The following is a 23,006-nucleotide window of genomic DNA, read 5'->3' as shown; positions in this document are numbered from 1 at the left end:
AGACAGATAGTTAGAGTGGAGTGAGTTAGATGGAGAAGAGTAAAGGACAATGGTCAAGTAAATTAGGGTTTGTATTAGCGTCAGCTGGTGCAGCGATTGGGCTCGGGGCGATTTGGAAAATGCCTTATGTAGCCGGTCAAAGTGGTGGCGGCGCATTCTTTTTAATTTTTGTTCTATTAACGTTATTAATAGGTTTACCGATGTTATTATCGGAATATATCATTGGTCGTGCAGCACAAAAAGAAGCAGTAACCGCTTATAAGGTACTAGCACCGAATACGAAAGCATGGGCTTGGATTGGAAAGTTAGGCATTATTGGGTGCTTTTTATTACTATCGTTTTACAGTGTAGTTGGTGGTTGGATTTTCGTATATAGTGGAGTGTCAGTTGTTGGCAATGTCATTGATCCGAATTTAGACCCAGGTGCATTTTTCGGGCAAGTAACAGGTACACCGTGGATCGCATTAGTGGGCCTTGCATTATTTACGATTGCGAACGTTATCGTTATTGCATTAGGTGTTCAAAACGGGATTGAAAAAGCGAATAAATTTATGATGCCGCTATTATTCATCATGTTCTTTATTTTAGTGGTGCGTGCTGTAACGCTAGATGGGGCAATGGAGGGGATTAAGTTCTTCTTATACCCTGACTTTTCGAACATTACAGGGGAATCGATTTTATATGCGTTAGGACAGTCGTTTTTTGCATTAGCAGTCGGGTTTTCATGTCTTGTTACATATAGCTCGTATTTGAAGAAAGATGTTAGCTTGCCAAATTCAGCTGGCTCAGTAGTAGGGTTAAGTATTTTTGTATCGTTTTTAGCAGGTCTAGCGATTTTCCCAGTTGTGTTCGCATTTGATATGGAAGTCACAAGTGGGCCACCATTACTATTTATGGTGCTTCCAGCTGCATTTTCACAAATGCCATTTGGAGAACTGTTTTTAGCGATGTTCTTAATTTTATTTTTATTTGCAACGTTAACTTCTTCATTTAGTTTGTATGAGATTATTGTTGCGGCGATTGTAGAGAAGTGGAATGCTTCTCGTGCCAAAATTACAATGGTGATAGGGGTTCTTGTGTTTATTGCGGCAATACCTTCTACTTTAACGTATAGTACGTTAGGGGATGTGTCCATTTTTGGTCGTAACATTTTTGACTTTACGGACTTTGTAGTGTCAAATGTTATTTTACCAATTGGCAACTTACTCATCGCGATTTTTATTATTCATATTATGGATAAGCAACTAGTAAAGAAGGAATTTTTTCAAGGAAGTCAAATGGGTGAAGGTTTTTATAAAATATATCGTTTTTTAATGACTTTCGCAGTACCAACAGTAATTTTAGTTGTACTTGGATATTTAATTATTCAATACTAGAGGTGATGTAATGTGTGGATTGATATTACACAAACAATGAAAAAGGGGATGCCAAATTGGCCAGGAGACACTCCGTTTTCATTTGAAATAGCCTATACGAAACAGCAAACGGGTTCTGTGAATATAGGGAAAATCGAAACGTCTTTGCATACAGGCACACATGCAGATGCGCCGTTTCATTTTGACAATAAAGGACCAACCATCGATCAGTTAGACGTCAATACATTTATCGGTGACTGCTTAGTAATTGATTGCCGACCGCATTCAATTATTACCGCAGCCTTTTTACAAGCAATTGACTTTCAAGGTGTACAGCGCATTTTATTGAAGACGGTGGATCGAATTTCAGATAGTTTTCCGCAGCATATTCCAATTATAGATGCCGAGGTTGCCGCATTATTAAAAGAACGAGGGGTTATCTTACTAGGAGTCGATAATCCATCCGTTGATTCGTTAACGAGTAAAGAAGTGCAAGCACATCATGCATTATATGCACATCAAATCCAGATTATTGAAGGATTAGATTTAAGTTGTATTGAGCCAGGTCTTTATGATTTTATAGCATTGCCCTTAAAAATTGAGGCTGCTGATGGTGCTCCAGTTCGTGCAGTTATTCGAAAAAAATAAAACAACATATCAAGTTATATAAGAAATAGCCTATCCAAACAATTATGCTTTGGAGGGCTATTTTGCTATTTACTTATTCAATAAAATTTGTCGAAGTTTTATATGGAATAAAAGAATACAGTCGAATAACATTTAAGGATTTTCCTAAAATATCACAAAATCTCTCATTAGCCTCCAAAAGGTCTTATGGAGTTCATTTAATGATGGTGCTACCATTAATATGTATTTGAATTTCTGTAGATTCGATGCAAGTAAATGGCAAGGGAGCGATGGTAAATTGTCACATTAATTTGGGTTTCCGAGTATTGACATCCAATAGTAACTGCTTTTTAAAAAGCAATTACGTCTCGGCGTAATTGCGTCCAGATTTTTTGGAACATGTTCGAAAGCTCATCGTATAATCTGTGACATCCGTTGGGGACATTACTGGATTCAGCAGAGATTTATTAATCTCAACGAATTCAGTAAATACTTGATATTCATCCCCCACTTTTAGAAGTGTAGGACTTCTACTGAAGCAAGTTTATAGTGAAAGGAGTTTAGCCCAAATGAGCAGAAGAAAATTGAAAGCATATATGAGTACTATCCTATCTTTTAGGTTAGTTGCGAGTTTAATAACACCTGCCTTTGCAACAACGGCAACTGCTATGAGTACATCAAATGCTTCAGATTTAGTTATTTCTGAATATGTAGAGGGGGGCAGCTTCAATAAAGCGCTCGAACTGTATAACGGGACAGGGACGACTGTGGACTTGAGTGCCTATTCGCTGGAATTATATGCGAATGGCTCCGCGACTGCTACAGCAAAATTAGCATTATCGGGAAGTTTAAACAACGAAGAAACCTATGTAATCTATCACCGAGATGCAGTACCTGAAGTAAAAAGTAAGGGACATCTTGAAAATCAAAGTGTCATTAATTTTAATGGTGATGATGCCATTTTATTAAAAAAGTCAGACAACATCATCGATTCTTTTGGACAAGTAGGAGCAAGAAGTAACTGGGGAACAGATGTATCGTTGGTTCGAAAAGCGACCGTAAAAGAGGGCGATCCAATTACGAATGATGCTTTTAATCGGGATGAACAGTGGATTGTTTACCCGAAAGATACGTTTGACTATTTAGGGTCCCATGAAATGGATGGAACTGATCCAGAAGAACCTGAACCAACAGATGTTCTTCCCATTGCTGATGCTCGTGCATTACCTCTAGGAGAAACGGTTTCCATTAAAGGGATTGTAGCTGCTACTTTAAAAAATACTATTTCAGTCCAAGATGAAACAGGTGGTATTGCAGTACGGCCAACGAGCTTGAATGTGAAAATTGGCGATGAGGTCACATTAACGGGTACATTGGCGAATTTCCGTGGCTTGCTTCAACTAGACAGTGCGACAATTGTTGACAAAGTCGAAAATAGTGGGGAACCTACGCCGAAAATTATCACTGGTGCAGAAGTATCAGAATCTAATGAATCGCAGCTTGTGACAATTCACAATGTCATTCTATCTGATGTGCAGGCTGGAAGTGGTTGGGCAAATTATGTTGCTACGGATGGACAGGAATTTCTTGTTCGAGACGAAAATGCTTCGTTAGGTTTATCGGTTGGAACGACATATGATGCAATCACAGGTATTGTTCAGCAATTCGATAACGACTATCAAGTCATCCCACGCAGTATTGCCGATATTGTCGTAGACAGTACAATGGTTCAACCTGCTTTAGCGAATCCAGGCAGCGGGACTTTCATTGGTAAGACATCGGTTACATTAACGACTGGTACGGCCAACGCACAAATCCTTTATACGCTAGACGGAACAGACCCGATAACAAACGGGGTAGCATATACAACATCAATCGAAATTACAGAAGATACTATGCTAAATGCGGTTGTGAAAACGGACGATCATCGCTTTAGTGAAGTGAGTACGTACACTTATGTAATAACTGACAGTCTTCAAATTCATGACATTCAAGGAGCCGGTCATACGTCGCCATTTAACAATCAAGCGGTAGAAGGCATTGAAGGGGTCGTTACGTATTCGTTTACTTTAAGTGGCTCTACGTACTACCATATTCAAACGCCTGATGAACTTGTTGACAACGACCCTAATACTTCTGAGGCCATCATTTTGTACAGTGGTCGAAATGCTTGGCCGATTCAAGTAGGGGATCTCGTTTCAGTTACTGGAAAAGTAAGTGAATACGCCATTGACGGATACGATGATCGCCAACAGACCGATATGAAAGTAACGCAAATTAATGTGCGAGATGATCAAGGCGGGCGAGTGACTGTTATAAAAAGGGGTTTAGCACTTCCTCAGCCGATTATAATTGATGAAGAGAATATACCAAGTGAGCACATTGATAGTGATTATTTAGAAATTTTTAACCCAACTGTCGATGCCATTGATTTTTGGGAAAGTTTAGAAGGGATGCGTGTACAAGTTGGCAATGTGAAAGCAACGGCACCTCAAGAGCATGGCGATTTAGTTACGGTCCTTGAAAGGGGGGCAACTAACACGATACATGGTGGTGTTTTGCTTGAGCAAAATAACCAAAATGCCAATCGCATTCAGTTCCGATTAGAGCCGAATGGTCCTGGTCGAGATTTCGAAGTGGCGACAGGTGACGCATTTAAAGGTCCGATTACTGGAGTGGTCGGTTATTCATTCCAAAACTATAAAATTTACGTATCGCTCGATGAAATGAAAGCAGCGCATACGAAAGGAAATGCCACGCCTGAGAAAACAACGATTGTGAAAGCGGACGATAAATTGACAATCGCTTCTTACAATTTGGAGAATTTCTCTAACAATACGAAAACAACAACTGCAGACAAAGCAAGAAAACTAGCGCGAGCTTTTGCCATCGATATGCAAAATCCGGATATTATCGGCGTTACGGAGGTTCAGGATAATAACGGTCCAGATGCTGGTGATTCGAAGGCTGCTGCAAGCTATGAACGTTTAATTCAAGCAATCAAAGATGCAGGTGGCGTCCAGTATGAATACGTCAATATCGATCCTGTAAACAACGAAGATGGCGGCCAACCGAATGCAAATATTCGAGTAGGTTTCCTGTACAATCCTGCACGTGTGACATTAACAGAAGGCGCTCCTCACGGCAATGCTACGACAGCGGTCGGTTATGAAAATGGTAAGCTGACGCATAACCCAGGACGTATTGAGCCGAACAATGATGCATTTAAAAGTAGCCGTAAGCCATTAGCGGCACAGTTTGAGTTCCAAGGTGAGTCAGTTATTGTCATCGCCAATCATTGGAATTCCAAATCAGGCGATACACCATTATTCGGATCGACACAACCACCAGTCTACGGCAGTGAAGTGCAACGCAGAAAAATTGCGAATATTGTCCAGCAATTTATTGGAGATGTTAAAACAAAAAATCCAGAAGCAAATATCGTATCTGTCGGCGATTTCAACGACTTCCAATTCTCGGATAGTTTAAAGATTCATGAAGGCAATCTCATGACGAATATGATTAACAAAGTTGAAACTTCAGATCGATACTCGTATGTGTATCAAGGAAATTCACAAGTGTTAGATCATATTTTAGTATCCAATAACTTAGTAGAACAAACGGAAATCGACATACTGCATATTAATGCCGACTTCACGGATATGGCGGGGCGTGCAAGTGATCATGATCCGATATTAGTACAAATTGGTTTCGATTCGCCTGTTATATGGGAGCCACTACCAATTGGCAAAATGTATAACTTAGTAAACGAAAAGAAAAAGCAAGTTGTCATAGCTGAGTCAAGTGTCTCTGTTAATATGGATGCAACTACAAAGCTGAAGGATGGACTCTACCTTAAAGGGGATTATGCTGAACTAGCTGGTGAAGGTTTCAAAACGAATCGCGTTATTTTGCAACCAAAGAAAAACGGATTAAAAGTTGACTTGAAAGGGACAGTGATAGGTCATATCACGGTTGAGGGGCCAAATAAAGTTGCCATTAAAGGCGCTGAAAATATTCAGAAAATTGAGTATGTTGAAGGGGCCGATCCGGAAAATATCGTATTTTATGATTCGAATGGGAAACGCATATACAATCCAACGAATAATGAAGCACCTGTTGTTAAAAAAGCTATTCCTAGTCAACAAGTGAAAATAGGCGAGACCCTTTCAATCGCACTCTCCGACCATTTCACAGATCCAAACGGAGATAAGCTGTTATTTTCTACGACGCATGGTTTGATTGATCTATTCACCGATGTATTAACGCTTAAGCTTGAAAAAGGTAAACATATCATTACTGTCACAGCGAGCGATCGAGCAAAGTCGGTCACTATAAGTTTCAGTGTAACGGTATCAGAGGATGTGTCACCGCCGATCCCAGTGGATGACTACTATAAAGATGCAATTGGGAAAGAAGGACAGGAACTAAAAAAGTCCCTTCATGACATTATTTCAGGTCATAAACAGTTGGATTATTCAGAAGTATGGGAAGCATTGCGGGAAACAGACGAAGATCCGAATAATGCGAATAACGTCATTCTGTTTTACTCCAATGAGTCGCGTTCAAAAACACGGAATGGTGGCAATGTCGGAGATTGGAACCGTGAGCATGTTTGGGCACAATCCCATGGCAATTTCGGTACAAGTAAAGGACCAGGAACAGATATCCATCATCTACGCCCAACAGATGTACAGGTAAACAGTGCTCGAGGGAATCTTGATTTTGATAACGGTGGAACTGCTGTAAAAGGCTGTGACGGTTGTTACAAAAAATCAAATTCTTGGGAACCGCCAAATCACGTTAAAGGTGACGTAGCTAGAATGCTATTTTACATGGCCACTCGATATGAAGTAGGCGACCGTGTCGATCTTGAATTAAACGACAAGCTAAGTAACGGATCGGCTCCTTATCACGGGAAGCTTTCAGTGCTTTTAAAATGGCATGAATTGGATCCTGTTGACGAGTTTGAGAGAAATCGAAATGAAGTCATCTTCAAATGGCAGGGCAATCGAAATCCATTCATCGATCATCCAGAATGGGTTGAATTAATTTGGAGCATGTCTGACTCAACCGTTTTGCAAAAGGCTTCTTGAAATCAAAATACGTTAGCAAAACGCCTTATTTAGGATGCTTTCATTCTACAAAAATATTTGTAGTAAGGAAGTTGAATAAACTCATAATTTCATATATAAATTGAATTTTAAGAATGTAGCTCTTTATTAAAATAATAAAAATACTAGAGATCATCGCCTTCTACAGCAACAGCGCGCTCAAACTAAGGAGCTTTAGCAATCTATTTTCTTGCCGAAGTGACCAAAAATGTACTTTACCAGCTTATTGAGCGCCTACGTTATAAGAATACGTAATAGAAAAATAGCAAGGATTCTTTCGTTCATTCTATATAGCAAAAAAATCTGTATTAGGGGGAAATTTAGTGAAGAGTTTATTTAATAATCGATTCTTTAGTTTGTTCTTAGTATTAACTATGGTCTTTTCGTTATTTAGTCCGTTCCAAGCTGCATCAGCAAACGAGCTAAAACCATTTAAACCAACGACACAAAGCGAAAGCACGATGCAATTAAAGGCAGCAATTGCCGATCAATTAAATGTGTTAGATGGAGGACCAAAACTACACAAAGAGTTACAAGGTCTTTCTGGCAATCAAGACGTTGACGTAATTATTCACTTGTCTGAGAAACCAGTCGCACTGGAAAAAGGCATACACAACTTAAGTGGAAAAGCGTTCTCTTCTTCACAGGAAAAACAAGTAAGAACGAAAGTCAAAGCACAGCAAAATTTTGTATTAAAGGAATTAGCTTTAAATAATATTAATATTCAGCAAGGATACACATTCGATACAGTATTAAATGGTTTTTCAGCAAAAGTTAAAGCGGATGACTTAGACAAATTACTAACAGTTCAAGGGATTACGCTAGTTGAGCCTGACACTATTGTTCATGCGTCTGAAGAAAAACCGTTAAAAACGAAACCTACTACACCATCTAATCCACTGAAAAATACGCAAGTGGAAGCGATGATGAATACAAGTATTTCATTCCTAGGCATTGAAAAGCTTTGGAACGAAGGATTTGAAGGGCAAGGCATTAAAATGGCTGTTCTTGATACAGGGATTGATGCAGATCATCCAGAGTTTGCGGGAATTTATAAAGGTGGAAAAAACTTTATTCCAAATTCCTCTAGCTACACAAAAAACCGTGCCGATGATGATGCATCTGAAACATCTCCAGTTGAGCGTCCAGCACATATGCCTGAATTTAATGAAAGAGGAAATGCGTTCTATACGTCACATGGTACACACGTAGCAGGGACAATCGCTGCAATCGGTGCGAACGAATATGGTATTAAAGGAATTGCACCTAAAGTAGATTTATATGCTTACCGTGTGCTTGGCGCATATGGAAGTGGTGCGTCTTCTGGTATTGTGAAAGCAATTGATACAGCAGTCATCGAAAAGATGGATGTCATTAACCTTTCTCTAGGTGGAGGGGCGAACACAGAAACAGATAGTGGATCATTTGCGATTAATAACGCGATGATGGCCGGTACAATTTCTGTTATCGCTACAGGAAATGATGGTCCTAATCGTGGCACAATGGGTACGCCAGCTACAGCCCGTTTAGGAATTGCAGTAGGTAACACATCGAACCCAGAAACAATGCATAATGGAGAAGTCAATGTTGCAGTTGGAAGTTATAATTTGACGAAACAATTGCAATTGATGGGGACAACTTTTGGAAAAGATTTAGCGACACAACTTCAAGGTGAGTTTGAAATTGTTGCTGTTCCTGGAAACGGGGAAGCAAAAGATTATAACGGAATTGATGTAAACGGGAAAGTGGCATTAATTTCTCGTGGTAGCATTGCCTTTGTGGATAAAATTGCACACGCAAAAGACAACGGTGCAGTAGCAACAATTATTCACAACTTTGCTGGTGGCACAAATGCGCCAAACCCTTCTGGAGCTTTCATAGGGGATTCATTTGCCTTCTTACCAACGTTTGATATGTCTCAAACAGATGGAGATGCAATTCGAGCAGCATTAAAAGAAGGATCGGGTAAAGTAACGTTTGGTAATTTTGGTTCTACTAAAACAACGGGCGATGAAGTAAATGATTCAAGTTCACGCGGACCATCTACACCAAACTTTGATATTAAACCGGATGTATCGGCACCTGGTACAAACATTATGTCGACAATTCCAATGTATAAAGCAGATTTCCCGGATGCAGTTTATTCAGAAGCGTATGACCGTAAAACAGGTACGTCAATGGCAACACCTCATATTGCGGGTATTGCAGCACTTGTCAAACAAGCGAATCCTTCATGGAATGCATTTGATGTAAAAGTTGCACTTTCGAATACGGCGAAAGTTCTTGATAAATCTAAATATGATGTATTCGCTCAAGGTGCTGGTCGAGTAGACGCATATGCTGCTGCACACCCAGAAGTACTTGCTTATGCACTGGATAAAGCGGTGTTAGACGGAAGTGGCTCAATTGTTGATAACTTAAAAGGGACTGTAACATTCGGTCCTCAGAAACTATCTGAAAATATTTCTGTTACGAAACAAATTCTTGTAAAAGATATGAAAGGTAGCGGCGGGAATTATAATGTGACTGTAGATGTTACCAAATCATTTGGCGATGCACAAGTGACTGTTGATAAACCGACATTCACATTAGCTGGAGAACAATTGTTAAATGTTACATTAACAGCTTCAAAAGCTACAGCTCCAAAAGGTTCAGAAATTTTAGGATATATCCACATTAACGATGGAGATTCTACAATCTCATTGCCATTTGCGGCAGACTTTAGTGAAGCAGCATCAGCAGAAATTACGAATATGGCGATCACTGAAACAGACCTATCCTTTAATAATGACGGCGTCAAAGATTCAGCTGTACTATCATTCACACTGACAGGCGATGTAACAACTAACTATATCGAACTTTGGGACATTATGAATCCTGAAGGTGGAGAATATGGTGATGGTTACATTGGTTATTTACATGCTGGTACTTCTCTTGGAAAAGGATCGTATACGCTAAAAGTTGCTGGTCAGTACAAACCATGGGGAAGTGCACCTGCAACAAAGATTCCGGATGGTCTGTATACAATTGACTTTTCAGGACAAGTAGGTTCAGAAGTTATCGGTGACTACGTTGGACCAATTATCGTTAAAACAACGAAACCAGAAATTACAGGATCAGTTACTGATAAAGTAGCAACTGGTAAAGTAGTTGATAAATATATTGACTACAATGAAGAATTATATTTATATGATTTAGATTTTGATTTAAATGAAAAACTACACGCGTCTTATGTTGCGACAATTGCTGGAAAAGAAGCCGATGCGGTTCCATTTAATTTAGCACAAGATGGTACATTCACATTCCCTGTAACAGATGAGACAGAAGCTGTGAAAGTTATTGTGAAAGATGAAGCAGGAAATGTTGGAGAAGCTTTAATTTATGAAAAACCAGAACCAGAGGCAGAAGTAAAATTGTCCGTTAGCCCAACAGAATTAAAGTTAAAAACTGGGGAAAAGGGTCAAGTAAGGGTTACAGAAACGACAACTCCTGCAAATGGAGATCCTACAAACAAAGACGTAACGGCTGAAGCAACGTATGTTGTTACAGATGAATCTGTTGCAACAGTTGTAAATGGTGAGGTAACGGCAGTAGCGCAAGGTTCTACGACAATTACGATTGCGCATGGTAAAAATGAAGTAAAAGTAAATGTAACGGTAGAGGATCCTGCAGTTATTGTTCCAGGTGTAACTTTGACTGTAAATAAAACTGAATTTGATTTGGAAAAAGGTAAAGAAGCTCAATTAGTTATTAAAGAAGTAACAACAGCAGCAGACGGTACGACAAAACAAAAAGACGTAACAAAAGCGGCAACGTACAAAGTAGCAGATTCTAAAGTAGCGTCTGTGAAAAATGGTTTAATTACAGCTAAAAATGCGGGCACGACAACAATTACTGTGAAATACGGTAAAAACGAGTTGACAGTAAATGTAACAGTGACAGAATCCGTTGTAACACTAACTGCAAACAAAACTGAAATCAATTTAGAGCTTGGAAAAGAAGCACAGTTGGCAATTAAGGAAGTTACAACAGCTGCAGATGGCACAACAAAACAAAAAGACGTAACAACAGCAGCAACGTACAAAGTAGCAGATACTAAAGTAGTTTCTGTTAAAAATGGTTTAATCATTTCGAAAAATATCGGAAGCACAGAAATTACAGTGAAGTATGGTAAAAACGAGTTAACAGTTTATGTAACGGTAAGTGAAAAAGGCGTTACGTTAACGACGAACAAAACAGATATTACGCTGGAATCTGGCAAAGAATCACAATTAAAAATTACTGAAGAAACAACTGCACCAAATGGAACAGTTAAAAAGAAAGATGTAACAAAACAAGCAACATATGTAGTGGCAGATGAAAATATTGCGACTGTTAAGAACGGTTTAGTTACTGCAAAAGAAGCGGGTAGCACAACGATTTCAGTGAAATACGGTAAAAATGAACTAACGGTGAATGTAACAGTAACGAAACCAACTGTGACATTGACGGCAAACAAAACACAAATTGATTTAGAGCCTCAAAAAGAAGCACAACTGGTAATTAAAGAAGTCGTAACAGGAGCAGACGGCAAAACGAAGCAAACAGACGTAACAAATTTTGCTGAGTATAAAGTGGCAAATACGATGATCGCTTCTGTATCACAAACGGGTCTAGTAAGAGCGAAAACTGAAGGCAATACAACAATTACAGTGAAATATGGTGGCAATGAACTAACGGTAGATGTGAATGTGACAGTACCGGTCGTGACATTGGAAGTAGACAAAACACATGTTGAATTGCTAGCTGGTAAGGAAGCAAACTTAAAAGTAAAAGAGATTACAACGACGGCAGATGGCAAAACGACAGAAAAAAATGTAACGCAAAACGCTACGTATAAAGTAGCGGATACTAAAGTGGCTACTGTAAAAGAAGGAAAAATAACGGCAAAAGCAGCAGGTGAAACAGCCGTTACAGTGAAGTATGGAAATAATGAAGTTGTTGTAAATGTCACTGTAAAAGAACCGAAAGTAGAAATTTCGGTAGACCAAACACAACTAAATTTATTAGCTGGAGATGAAGCGCAACTAACGGTTAAAGAAGTAACAACTTCAGTTGATGGAGAAGTAAAAGAAAGAGATATAACTTCTGCTACGAAATATAGAGTTGCAGATGGGCAAGTTGTGGCTGTTTCAGAAGGTAAAGTAAGAGCAAAGGCAGCAGGTACTACAACAATCACGGTAATATACAATAATATGGAAGTAAAAGTAGATGTGACTGTATCACAACCTGAAGTGGTACTCGTTGCAAACTTAACAGACATTAATTTGAACCTAAATCAACAAGCGCAACTTTATATCTCTGAAATGACGACAATGCCTGATGGAACCGTCTTCGAAAGAGATGTAACACAAGCTGCAAATTATGTTGTGGCAGACAAAAAAATCGTAACTGTAACAAACGGTTTAGTCAGCCCGAGAAAAACGGAAGGTTCAACAACGATTACGGTGAAATACGGTAAGATGGAGTTAGTTGTGAATGTGAACGTTGGGAATTTCGTGAAAATGGATAGTCCATATATTTTTGAAAATCCATTATTTAATGAAAATTTATTAAATGAGGACCCAATCTTGACGGAGGAAATCGTTATTCCTACGATGCCTACTTTGAATGATTCTATACTACTTTCGAGTATTACACCGATCGGAATTTAATCGTTGATACCATGCACCGGGTGCACATGCAACTCAGAGAATTCACTACAATTTATGTAAATAGAATAAGAGAAGATAGAGTGGGAGAGCCCTATGTGAGAAAAATCTTGCATGGGGCTTTTCCTTAATCCCACTAACTTTCTCTCACACCAAAATCCGTAAAAACTCTAATTTAAAATAGTTAATAATTTGAACAAATCCTGCGGGAACAGCAAAATTAATTTTGCGACGAAAGCAAAGCGACAGGAGCACCGATGCCTGAGACTACAGGCTCAGGCCGTGCCCGCGGAAAGCGTACCCGGAACGGAACCCAATTTTAATCACATCAAAAAAATACAAATTTTCTCCGTGGAGAAAATTTGTATTTTTGTTTTGTCCCAGCCTCTCAAAAAGTATAAATACAAACGAGAAACGTATTGGCCATAAAGTATTGCGTTTTAGCAATTTTTATTCACAGTAGGGTGATAAATGCGTATTTATCAAGTTAAATTATCTTAACAGCAAAAGTTTGGGGTGACAAAATCAATACCCTGTTTCCAATCGTAATCGAAGGAACCGATTGGTAACGTTTTATAGCCAAATATACGACTTTTGAAGAAATATTATTATTTGTACCTACCATTATGCCTTTGAAAATAAAAAAATGACTGGTTCCAAGTTGCACCTATTTTACTTCAATCGCAATCGAATCTGTTCTGTCACCATTATTAAAGCGGGCCAGTCCAGAAATGATGTACGTCCCTTTCTCAGATGGGGCAGTAAATCGTATAGTAGTGGAAATTTCCTTGTAATCAAAGTCTTGAACCCATTGTTGGATGGAGATACTTGTTGGTTTTTGGCTATATTGAAATTCAATTATTTCGTTTGGTGCTACTTTTACGTAAGGAAGCTGCTCACCTTCAAACAATTCGTGTGGCGCGGCTGTATCTACGCATTTTCCTCCACCTGCGGAATGCCAGCAATAGCTCCCAGCAACTGATGGGATAACTTCCGTTTGCGTAACGACCTGTACAGTGGGCATTTCGACTACCTCTTGGCTCGTAATAACGTAGCGCCCGGCAATCACTAAAATAATGATACCTATCAGTACGAATAAACGATTGATATTTTTTACATTCATGTTGTCACCTCTAAAATGTTCTCGTATTATCATAACAAAAATGAAAGGTAAAAAATAGGACATTATCATAATACAAGAACTCAGAAACATTACATTAAGGTGATATTTTAGTCTTCTAAATCCTCTTTGTATTCAACAATGGCGCCAGTAGTAGCATCAATTTTGAAATCATATTCCATTTTGCCGTTGCGGATTTCGATTTCGTAAACAAAGCCATGGTCATCATCGTCATCTAATTCAATTTCTGTTATTGTACCATTGGCTTGTGCTAATGCGATTTCTTGCGCTTGTTGCTCCGAAATTGTTACTGTATTTGTAGTTTTCGGTGTAATAGATGAAGTCTTTTGTTTTGTACTTTGTGAAATTGCTTCTCGTTCTGTAATTCTCACCGCACCACTCATAGCGTCCACTTCTAATTCCGCTTTTTCACTATCCTTTACAATATCGATTTCATAATGTGGTTGACCATCATCATAATCAAAGTCAAAGTTTATGATATCGCCTTTAAATTCCTTCAACGCAATTTTCTTTGCCTCGCCAGCTGTTACTTTTGGATTTACTGAAGCTGCCTCGAAGTAATCGCTTTGTGCAAGCAATGCACCTCCGCCGATTGCTACTAATAATGCAGGAATGACAACTAATTTTTTCTTCATATTCATTCTCTCCTTTGTTTTGGTTATAAGCTAAGTATAAGAAATGAAGATGAGAACTATATGAGAGAAAAATTAGAATTTGATGAGAAAATTAATCATCATATTGAATCGATAAGATTTTTCCGGTAATGGCATGAATTTGGATCGTTATTTCTTGATTGCCTTGCTCCATCTCTACAAAATAGTATCCACCATCGGTTGTATTCTCAAAATCAGCCGAATCGATTTCACCAGAAATTTCGTTTAGTGCAATCTCGATCACTTGTTGCTCTGTAAGAATTGTTGGCGTTTGTGGTTGACTAGGCTGTTCCTCGGTTGTATTTTCGGTAGGTGGTGTACTGTTTTGTTGGATGATCGTTAACATTGAAAATTGACCAGTTTCATTGTTTACGGAGACTTCAAAAATAGAACCGTCCTTTTTAAATGACGTTACGAATTCATTTGACTTTTCAACAATCGATACTATTTCTGCATTATAGCTTTGTTCAACTTGCTTCGTTATTTCGGCAATAGTCAATTGTTTGGGGGTCGTTAATTGCTTTACGGCAAGGACGACAAACATCGTTAAAATAATTATAGTAACAATAAGTAAAGCACGTTTACGATTCATGCGGATTACCTCCATGCAGCGGAAGTGTAATTTGAATAATTGTTCCTTGACCGAGTTCACTTTTTACGTTAATAGTGGCATGTAGGCGAAGCGCTAATTCTTGTGCAATCGATAATCCAATACCAACACCGCCTGTTTTTCGATTCCGATCTTTATTAACGCGGTAAAAGCGGTTAAAGATATGTGGTAAATCTTGCTTTGGAATACCGATTCCGTTGTCTCGAATTTCAATGTGTAAATACTCATCTACAAAAGCTTGTAATTCAATGAAACCATCACTATATTTTCTTGCATTATCAATAAATATAAAAAGTAATTGCTTTAGCATTGATTCATCAGTCATGACATCAACATTTGGTGCCTTCACATGAATCTCTCGGTGATAGGCGGTTTGTACATTTGTAGCGATGGCATGTAAAAACGATGAAAGCTCGAAGTTACTAACAGTTATTTTTGTCGTTTCTGCTGACTTTGCAAGTGTGAGCATTTGTTCAATTAAGTGCTTCATATTAGCGCTTTCCTGAATAATTGCATGTAGCGCTTCATCTGTAACTTCTACATTTTCGGTTCCGCGTCGTTTTAATAACTTAGCGTAGCTTTCAATTACTGTTAAAGGTGTTTTTAATTCATGTGACGCATTGCCGATAAATTGCTGCTGCTTGTCATGTAAATCTTCAAGCTGTGCCATTAATGTATTGTACGTTGAAGTCATCTGCATAATTTCATCCTTTGAGCGTTGGTTTACTGCTAACTGCTCGAAGCTAGACTGCTGGATATTTCGCTCCATCGTTGTTGTTAGCTTTGTAACGGGTTTGACGATTAATCGAACGAGCAATTGGCTTGCTAAAAAGATTGGTACAAGGGCGAGTAAGGTCATTAATAATAAAATAATGAATAAGCGATTTAAATTTTCGGTAATCGTCGGTAACGGTTGAATGAATTTTGCTTCGACAATTTGCTCATCTGGCCAAATCATGGGTGTGCTAATTGCAATGTATGGAATGTTGCCGACTGATTTGACTGTGTATAGCTCGTTTTTTTGTGTTGCTACATCAATTTTTTCGGCTGTTGTTTGTAAACGAATTAACGTTTTATCGTTAGCATCTTGTACGATAATGGCTCCATCTGTTGGAATATAAGCACGAAATACCATATCAATACCTTCAGTTTGTTCTAGTGCACTAATAGCTGTTGTAAGCTCCAACGCGCGTGTTTGTAAATGCTCCGCTTCTGTTGTAATTGCAAAATGTTCGTATAAAAAATAAATGCCGGAAAAACTGCTAATTAATATAACCATAGTTAAGGAAATCGAGACGATGTTGATTTTTGTATTAAGCTTCATGAGCCGCTTCCTTTAATACATAGCCAACACCGCGCACTGTACACAGAAGTGACGGAAGCTGAAATGGTTGGTCAAGCTTTTGGCGCAAATAGCGAATATAGACATCGACGACATTCGTATCGCCAAAATAATCATAGCCCCATACTGCATTTAAAATTTGTTCACGTGACTGCACAAGCTTTGGATGCTTCATAAAATGTGCAAGTAAATCAAATTCGCGAACCGTAAGCTCAACTAAATGACCAGCACGCCATACTTCACGTGTTTGCTCATTTAATGTAATATCCTCAAATTCTAAAGCTTGCTCCTGTTTAGGTACTGTTTTAGTAGTAAAACGCAGCGCTACACGAATTCGAGCAAGCAGTTCTTCAAATTCAAAGGGCTTAGTCACATAATCATTAGCTCCGTAATCGAGCCCATTTACTTTATCTTGGATTTCACTTTTTGCCGTTAATAAAATGATAGGGATTGTTTCATTATGTTTACGAATTCGCTTCAAAACGTCTAAACCATTCATTCCGGGAAGCATCACATCGAGTAAAATCAAATCGACAGGTTGATCATGAAATGCGAGTAGTCCGTCTGTTCCAGTGTGCTTCACGATTGTTTCATAGCCTTCAAATGATAACTCAAGTTGGAGCACACGCGCGATTTGTTGTTCATCTTCAACGATTAATATAGTCGTCATGACATTTACCTGCCTTTCTTTTAATCTAATGGTAGTGGATGTTTAGAAAAAATACAAAGAAAGTATGACAGGTTTTGAACCGGAAATGTTGCTAAGTTTCGTCTAAGTGGTGAAAAAGGGGGGAAGCATTGTTAAAGGATAGCTCAGTGAATACTGTAATCCGTGTATTTATATGCAAATTATGTAGAGGATTATCAATTGATGTACGCATTAATGGACATTACAGAAGAAGTGCCGCAGTATGAACAATGGAAAAAACAGGTTGTAAAAACGAATAAACAGCATTTATTAATAGATATCTATGAAATGGGCTATGCACAATTAACAAAAGACGAATCAAAGCTAAGATTTACCGATCCGATGTCTGAAAACATTATTAACCAATACAAAGTTTCTAAAACTGATAAGGGATGGAGAGTCGGTTATACAACTGTGTCAGGAAATCTTGATTAGCAATAATTATTAAAAATGAAATCAAAAATGGGAGTGCCGGAAAAGTAATTTCTAGCACCCCATTGTAATTTGAGAAAGCATTTTCTAAATCTAGCACGTGTAGTGCAGATAGTTAAACATTTAACATTTGACCGAATATCCCTTGCTCCTCAATGAGTTGGTTACGCGAACCTTGTTCTACAATTTGCCCTTGGTTTAGTACGATGACGTAATCCACCTGTGAAATGGTATTGAGGCGGTGGGCAATAATAAAACTTGTCCGACCTTGCATTAATTTTTCAAGCGCGGCTTGGATATGCAGTTCGGTTACAGTATCAATGCTACTTGTAGCTTCATCTAATAATAAAATTTTCGGATTAGCAACAAAGGCACGTGCAATAGATATTAACTGCTTTTGCCCTTGTGAAATTTGACTGCCATCACCCGAAACCACGGTATCATAGCCGTTTGGTAACCTATCAATAAAGTTATGCGCATTTGCCTTTTTTGCCGCTTCGATAATTTCCTCGTCGGTTGCATCAAGCTTACCATAACGGATATTGTCCTTAATCGACATTTCAAATAAAAACGGATCCTGTAAAACAAAGGCCATTTGCTTTCGTAAATTGGCTTTAGAAATTTCCTCAATCGGCACACCATCAAATAAAATTCGTCCGGCCGTTTTTTCATATAGCCCTGTTAACAGCTGCATAATGGTTGTTTTACCAGCACCCGTTTGGCCAATTAACGCAACAGATTGCCCGGATTCAACATTAAATGAAACGTTTAAAAGGGTAGGCTTTACCGCATCTTGATCGTATTGGAATGATACATTATCAAAACGAACATCACCTGATAAGGTTACATTATTTCCTTCAATTTGGTCAGGCTTTTTATCTAAAATTAAAAACACACGCTCAGCCCCAGCAAGTGCTGATAAAACGGTATTAAATTGGTTGGCTAAATCGTTTAATGGACGTGTAAACTGACGCGCATATTCCGTAAAAATAACAATCGTCCCAATGGAAATATGTCCGTAATACGCGAAAATACCACCAACGCAGGCAACAATAGCAAAGCTTAAACTGTTTAATGTGTTCATTACTTTTGGAATGAAGCCAGAATAGGTCAAACTCCAAAAACCTACTGAACGAATACGGTTATTTTTTTCATCAAACTGTCTTAGCATTTCTTGTTCTTGCGAAAACGCCTTTACGACATGTTGCCCAGTAATCGACTCTTCAATTAAACCATTCATTTCTCCAATGGCGGCCTGTTGTTGTTTAAAGAGTAAGCTCGTACGCTTTGTTATCCAGCGCATACCATAAAACATAAGCGGAATTATCAGCATTGTAACAAGGGTTAACAGTGGGCTCAACCAAAGCATTACGGCAACAGTACCTGTTAGCGTTAAAATACTAGAAACGACTTGAATAAATGCACTGTTTAATGTTGAGCTAATTGTTTCGATATCATTTGTTGCGCGGCTCATTAGTTCACCGTGCTTGCGTTTATCGAAAAAACGTAGTGGCAGCTTAAAGAAATGCTCATATAACTGCGTACGAATACGATACACGGTTTGCTGTGCAATGCTAACCATCCAATAGTTTTGGAAGTAGCTTGCAAGTCCGTAAAGTAAGTAAATTAGCGCTAAGCCATAAAGCCATTTATCGAGTGCGCTAAGAGAGCCACCTTCAATAAAACGGTCGATTAATCGGCCAATAATAAATGGACCAATAAGTGCCAGTACAGAACTTACCACTACTAAAACTAACACAACCATTAATAGCGCTTTTTGTTCGGCTACGAAATCTAAAATACGCTTAATCGTGTACGTCCAGTTTTCCGCACGAGCACCTTTTTTCTTTTTGCCGCTTGTTTGCTTAATTTGTTCTTTTGTAATAATCGGTTCATAGTTAAAAATTTTCCTCATGCAAGCACCTCCTGCTGAGAAGCCACAATTTTGTTGTATAATTTGTTCGTTTTTAAAAGCTCCTCATGAGTACCGAATCCACTTAGTTTACCTTCTTCAATAAGTAAAATACGGTCTGCTGTTTGGGCTGTATGAATTTTTTGTGTTACAACCAGCATTGTTAGTGGTTCTTCATCAAGTGCTTGCCAAAGTTTTTTCTCGGTATTTACATCAAGCGCAGAAGTACTATCATCTAAAATTAAAAGTGATGATGGCTTTAGTAAAGCACGTGCAATCGCTAAACGCTGCTTTTGGCCACCAGATAGATTAATACCCCGTTGACCAATCATTGTCTCATATTGATGTTCAAATGATTCAATAGCATTGTGAATTTGTGCTTTTTTTGTAGCTTCTATAATTTCTTCGTATGAAGCATCCTGACGTCCCCAACGTAAATTTTCTAAAATTGTTCCAGAAAATAATAACGATTGCTGTGGTACATAGGCAATAGAATGGCGTAGTTGCTGTAATGGAATATCCCGAATATTTTGCTCGTTAATATAAATGGCTCCCGAGGTTGCTTCATAAAAATTTTCAACAAGTTGTAATATTGTTGATTTTCCTGAGCCGGTTGTCCCCATAATGGCAATTTTTTCACCGCTTTGAATTGTAAATGATAAATTGTGTAACGTTTCGTCAGTTGAATTTGGATAGTAGAATGACACATGGTCGAACCGAATTTTAAAGCTTTGTAATAGGGGGATGCTGGATACTTGAATCTCTTCTGTACCATCCGTAATAGTTAACACTTCCTCGATTCGTTCAGCTGAAGCCTTTGCACGGGCATAAGCAATAATGATAAATGAAAACATTGAAAACGCTGAAGTCATGCGGAATGCGTAGTTAATGATTGCAGCTAAATCCCCAGCTAGAATATCATTTGCTCGAATTGCATCCGCACCGATCCAAATGACCACAAGTAAGCTAATATTCATAACAAATTGTAAGATTGGTAGCGCAATTTCCATAACGCGTGTCGCTTTTATTGTATCGAATTTTAAGTCTTCTGCGACACTTTGGAACCGGCTAGCCTCAAAGTTTCCACGCATATATGCTTTGATTAAACGTACCGCCTGTAATCCTTCTTGAAGCTGACGATTTACGCCATCTAGACGATTTTGTACTTGTGCAAATAACTTAATTCCAATAGAAATCATCCATACTAAAAAGATGACTAAGAAAGGAAAACTGATACATAAAATAAGCGCGAGTTTTACGTTAATGACAAATGCCATAATGATTGATCCAATGGCCATAAGTGGCGCTTTCATGGCGATTCGAAGCATCATAAAGACGATGTTCATAGTTTGCGTAACGTCGCTTGTTAAACGTGTAATCAAACTAGACGAGGGATAGGATAAGTAAGTCGCCATCGTAAGTGATTGTATTTTACTATACAGTGCTTTTCGTATATCAAATCCGAAACTATGTGCAACATGTGCTGAAAAGAAGGAATTGAGGACACCACTCAATAGTGAGAACAGTGCAAGCACAAAAAGGCTACCACCCCAAAATGCAACACTGTTGAGGTTATCCTCTAGCAGACCTTTATTAATGATGTTGGCCATAAAGAGCGGTTGAATTAAATCGCTCGCAAGCTCTAGTAACATTAAGCAAAATGCAATCAGCGCGGGCCATTTATAACGCCTCGCAAATTGTAAAACAGTTTTCATGTTAATACTCCTTGCCTTGAAATAAACTGAATTTTATTTTTATTATGCCAAATTATTTTTGTGAACTCAATGTAAATAGTTCGGGTTACTAAATAATTTTAAAGAATCAAAAAAGAGAATGTACAAACTTGTACATTCCCTTTGGCATATTAATCATGCGCTAAAGTTTTAGCGATTTCTGGATTTTTTTCTACTTCGTGTAGCTTGTTGAATGAAGCGATTGCCACTTCAACCATATCATCTTTTGGCTCTTTTGTAGTTAGTAATTGTAGCCAAAGCCCAGGATAGCCTAAGAAGCGAAGCCCCGGAACATCACGCACCGCATTCGTTGCTTGTAACACTTCAAATGAAATCCCAATTACTACAGGAATTAATAAAATACGACTCATTAAACGTACCCAAAGAGGATCTACTGGAACGAAGAAATATGTAAACATCCCAACAATAACAGTAAATAAAATAAAACTTGAACCACAACGATAATGTAAACGTGATTGTTTTTGTACGTTTTCGACCGTCAATTCTAAACCGGCTTCATGACAGTTGATGACTTTATGCTCGGCACCATGATATTGGAATACACGCTTAATCAGTGGTGTCATAGAAATAAGTTGTAAATATACTAATAATAGAATTAATTTAAAACCGGTTTCGATTAAAATTTGTATCGTTTTTCCAGGGAACCAAGGCTTAAAAAATTCAGCCAAAAACATAGGCACTAACGTGAAGACGAACTTCCCAAATAAAAATGATAATACTCCAATTGCAGCAACGCCTAATATCATCATTAATTTTGATGGCTCTTCACCACTATTTTCTTCTTCCTCACCAGGGTTTACATCATAACGATCTGAAGCAAACTGCAAATGACGTGAACCAAATCCTGCCGATTCAATCAAAGCCACAACCCCACGAACAAATGGAATTTTCTTCAGCTTTTGATAAATTGGTTTTTTCTCTTTTTTTACATGGAAGTAATCAATTGAATTGTCATTTCGACGAATTGCAGTAACCATATGATCTTGTCCTGTGAACATAACACCTTCTAAAAGAGCCTGTCCACCATATATTGGCGCGTTATTACTCAATTTTACGTACACCACTCTCTTTATCTATTTTGCACAGCAGAGTACTAACGTCCGTCATGCAAGTTTCATTTTCATATTGTACTAAATTTTGTAGAAAAGCACTACGTATCGGCATAGGAATTTTTGAATTGTGCATACTAGTCCGTATGGAAGGGGAGTTATGATGCAAAGATTAATGACTGCTGTTGTTATAGCATTGGTATTTACTGTAAGTTTAAAAGGATTACATTTATTTAAGTTGATAAAGTGGAACCCAATACATTTTTTACAAAAAGTCGAAAAGTTTGAATGGACGACACTTGCTTGTTGGATGGTACTATTTTTCATCTTGTTTGCCGTTGCGTATGTTCTATTAGTTGTATTTGAACTACCTATTTTTATTTCTCCGTTAGTTGTTTCGCTCGTTTTTGGTCTCGTTTTGGCATTCGTTGTCGAGTGGCAAGTACGAAATCTTCCTATTGAATGGACGTCGATTAAAAAGTTATCTGTACCATTTATTGTGCTGTTACTTATATCGATGCGCTTTTTAACGGAAACAGCCCATTCAATTCGTAAATAATTATTTCGTAATTCGAAAGTATTGAAGTCTGAAAACTCTGTGATAAAATAAAGGACAGTACGTAAAAAGGAGCGCTAAAA

The 23,006-nt window shown here is 38.2% G+C and carries 14 protein-coding genes; 6 read left to right on the top strand and 8 right to left on the bottom strand.

Annotated elements, in window-relative coordinates:
- Positions 1-29: 29 nt before the first annotated feature.
- The 4 genes from O7776_RS12210 (at position 30) to O7776_RS12195 (ending at position 12,789) form a co-directional block, all read left to right on the top strand.
- Positions 30-1,376, top strand: coding sequence for a sodium-dependent transporter (locus O7776_RS12210; protein WP_274307334.1), 1,347 nt, complete (start codon positions 30-32; stop codon positions 1,374-1,376).
- 12 nt (positions 1,377-1,388) lie between these two features.
- Positions 1,389-2,003 (top strand): arylformamidase, encoded by a 615-nt coding sequence (kynB, locus tag O7776_RS12205; RefSeq protein WP_274307333.1) that lies wholly within the window; start codon positions 1,389-1,391, stop codon positions 2,001-2,003.
- A gap of 548 nt (positions 2,004-2,551) precedes the next feature.
- On the top strand, positions 2,552-7,078 hold the full coding sequence (locus tag O7776_RS12200; protein WP_274307332.1) for an endonuclease: 4,527 nt from the start codon (positions 2,552-2,554) through the stop codon (positions 7,076-7,078).
- Positions 7,079-7,419: 341 nt separating this feature from the next.
- The gene (locus O7776_RS12195; RefSeq protein ID WP_337999443.1) at positions 7,420-12,789 is read left to right on the top strand and encodes a S8 family serine peptidase; all 5,370 of its coding nucleotides are present in this window, start codon (positions 7,420-7,422) and stop codon (positions 12,787-12,789) included.
- 664 nt (positions 12,790-13,453) lie between these two features.
- Here O7776_RS12195 and O7776_RS12190 read toward each other — a convergent pair.
- The 5 genes from O7776_RS12190 to O7776_RS12170 all read right to left on the bottom strand — a co-directional run bounded on the left by O7776_RS12190 (position 13,454) and on the right by O7776_RS12170 (position 17,202).
- Complete coding sequence (locus O7776_RS12190; protein ID WP_274307331.1) at positions 13,454-13,909, bottom strand: cAMP-binding protein; 456 nt, start codon at positions 13,907-13,909, stop codon at positions 13,454-13,456.
- A gap of 107 nt (positions 13,910-14,016) precedes the next feature.
- Entirely contained in the window at positions 14,017-14,562 is a 546-nt protein-coding gene (locus tag O7776_RS12185; protein ID WP_274307330.1) for a PepSY domain-containing protein, read from the bottom strand.
- Between the two features lie 91 nt (positions 14,563-14,653).
- The gene (locus tag O7776_RS12180; protein ID WP_274307329.1) at positions 14,654-15,172 is read right to left on the bottom strand and encodes a PepSY domain-containing protein; all 519 of its coding nucleotides are present in this window, start codon (positions 15,170-15,172) and stop codon (positions 14,654-14,656) included.
- Positions 15,162-16,514, bottom strand: a complete 1,353-nt coding sequence (locus O7776_RS12175) for a sensor histidine kinase (RefSeq protein ID WP_274307328.1) — start codon at positions 16,512-16,514, stop codon at positions 15,162-15,164. Before O7776_RS12175 ends, O7776_RS12180 begins: the two co-directional genes overlap by 11 nt.
- Positions 16,504-17,202 (bottom strand): response regulator transcription factor, encoded by a 699-nt coding sequence (locus tag O7776_RS12170; protein ID WP_274307327.1) that lies wholly within the window; start codon positions 17,200-17,202, stop codon positions 16,504-16,506. The genes O7776_RS12175 and O7776_RS12170 overlap by 11 nt, the downstream gene beginning before the upstream one ends.
- A 198-nt stretch (positions 17,203-17,400) precedes the next feature.
- Here O7776_RS12170 and O7776_RS12165 point away from each other — a divergent pair, with 198 nt between their 5' ends.
- Positions 17,401-17,655 (top strand): hypothetical protein, encoded by a 255-nt coding sequence (locus tag O7776_RS12165; protein WP_274307326.1) that lies wholly within the window; start codon positions 17,401-17,403, stop codon positions 17,653-17,655.
- A gap of 112 nt (positions 17,656-17,767) precedes the next feature.
- On the opposite strand, the gene O7776_RS12160 is transcribed toward O7776_RS12165, so the two are convergent.
- From O7776_RS12160 to O7776_RS12150, 3 genes are all read right to left on the bottom strand, one after another.
- Complete coding sequence (locus O7776_RS12160; RefSeq protein ID WP_274307325.1) at positions 17,768-19,567, bottom strand: ABC transporter ATP-binding protein; 1,800 nt, start codon at positions 19,565-19,567, stop codon at positions 17,768-17,770.
- Positions 19,564-21,279 carry an ABC transporter ATP-binding protein gene (locus tag O7776_RS12155; protein ID WP_274307324.1) on the bottom strand — a complete coding sequence of 572 codons (1,716 nt, stop codon included), beginning with the start codon at positions 21,277-21,279 and terminating at the stop codon, positions 19,564-19,566. Before O7776_RS12155 ends, O7776_RS12160 begins: the two co-directional genes overlap by 4 nt.
- Positions 21,280-21,428: 149 nt before the next feature.
- On the bottom strand, positions 21,429-22,316 hold the full coding sequence (locus O7776_RS12150; RefSeq protein ID WP_420802183.1) for a DUF1385 domain-containing protein: 888 nt from the start codon (positions 22,314-22,316) through the stop codon (positions 21,429-21,431).
- A gap of 211 nt (positions 22,317-22,527) precedes the next feature.
- Between O7776_RS12150 and O7776_RS12145 the strand changes: the two genes are divergently transcribed.
- Positions 22,528-22,926, top strand: a complete 399-nt coding sequence (locus O7776_RS12145; RefSeq protein WP_274307322.1) for a DNA helicase — start codon at positions 22,528-22,530, stop codon at positions 22,924-22,926.
- Positions 22,927-23,006 lie beyond the last annotated feature (80 nt).

Origin of the sequence: Solibacillus daqui, assembly GCF_028747805.1 — a bacterium.
In the GTDB taxonomy this organism is placed as follows: Bacteria; Bacillota; Bacilli; order Bacillales_A; family Planococcaceae; genus Solibacillus; species Solibacillus daqui.
Note: the sequence above shows the minus strand (reverse complement) of the source record. Positions and strands in the feature narration are given on the sequence as shown.

Coding starts and splice junctions, on each gene's coding strand:
- O7776_RS12155 (WP_274307324.1), bottom strand. CDS start 21,279: ATGAAAACTGTTTTACAATTTGCGAGGCGTTATAAATGGCCCGCGCTG.
- O7776_RS12180 (WP_274307329.1), bottom strand. CDS start 15,172: ATGAATCGTAAACGTGCTTTACTTATTGTTACTATAATTATTTTAACG.
- O7776_RS12150 (WP_420802183.1), bottom strand. CDS start 22,316: ATGTTCACAGGACAAGATCATATGGTTACTGCAATTCGTCGAAATGAC.
- O7776_RS12185 (WP_274307330.1), bottom strand. CDS start 14,562: ATGAAGAAAAAATTAGTTGTCATTCCTGCATTATTAGTAGCAATCGGC.
- O7776_RS12190 (WP_274307331.1), bottom strand. CDS start 13,909: ATGAATGTAAAAAATATCAATCGTTTATTCGTACTGATAGGTATCATT.
- O7776_RS12210 (WP_274307334.1), top strand. CDS start 30: ATGGAGAAGAGTAAAGGACAATGGTCAAGTAAATTAGGGTTTGTATTA.
- O7776_RS12145 (WP_274307322.1), top strand. CDS start 22,528: ATGATGCAAAGATTAATGACTGCTGTTGTTATAGCATTGGTATTTACT.
- O7776_RS12175 (WP_274307328.1), bottom strand. CDS start 16,514: ATGAAGCTTAATACAAAAATCAACATCGTCTCGATTTCCTTAACTATG.
- O7776_RS12160 (WP_274307325.1), bottom strand. CDS start 19,567: ATGAGGAAAATTTTTAACTATGAACCGATTATTACAAAAGAACAAATT.
- O7776_RS12170 (WP_274307327.1), bottom strand. CDS start 17,202: ATGACGACTATATTAATCGTTGAAGATGAACAACAAATCGCGCGTGTG.
- O7776_RS12200 (WP_274307332.1), top strand. CDS start 2,552: ATGAGCAGAAGAAAATTGAAAGCATATATGAGTACTATCCTATCTTTT.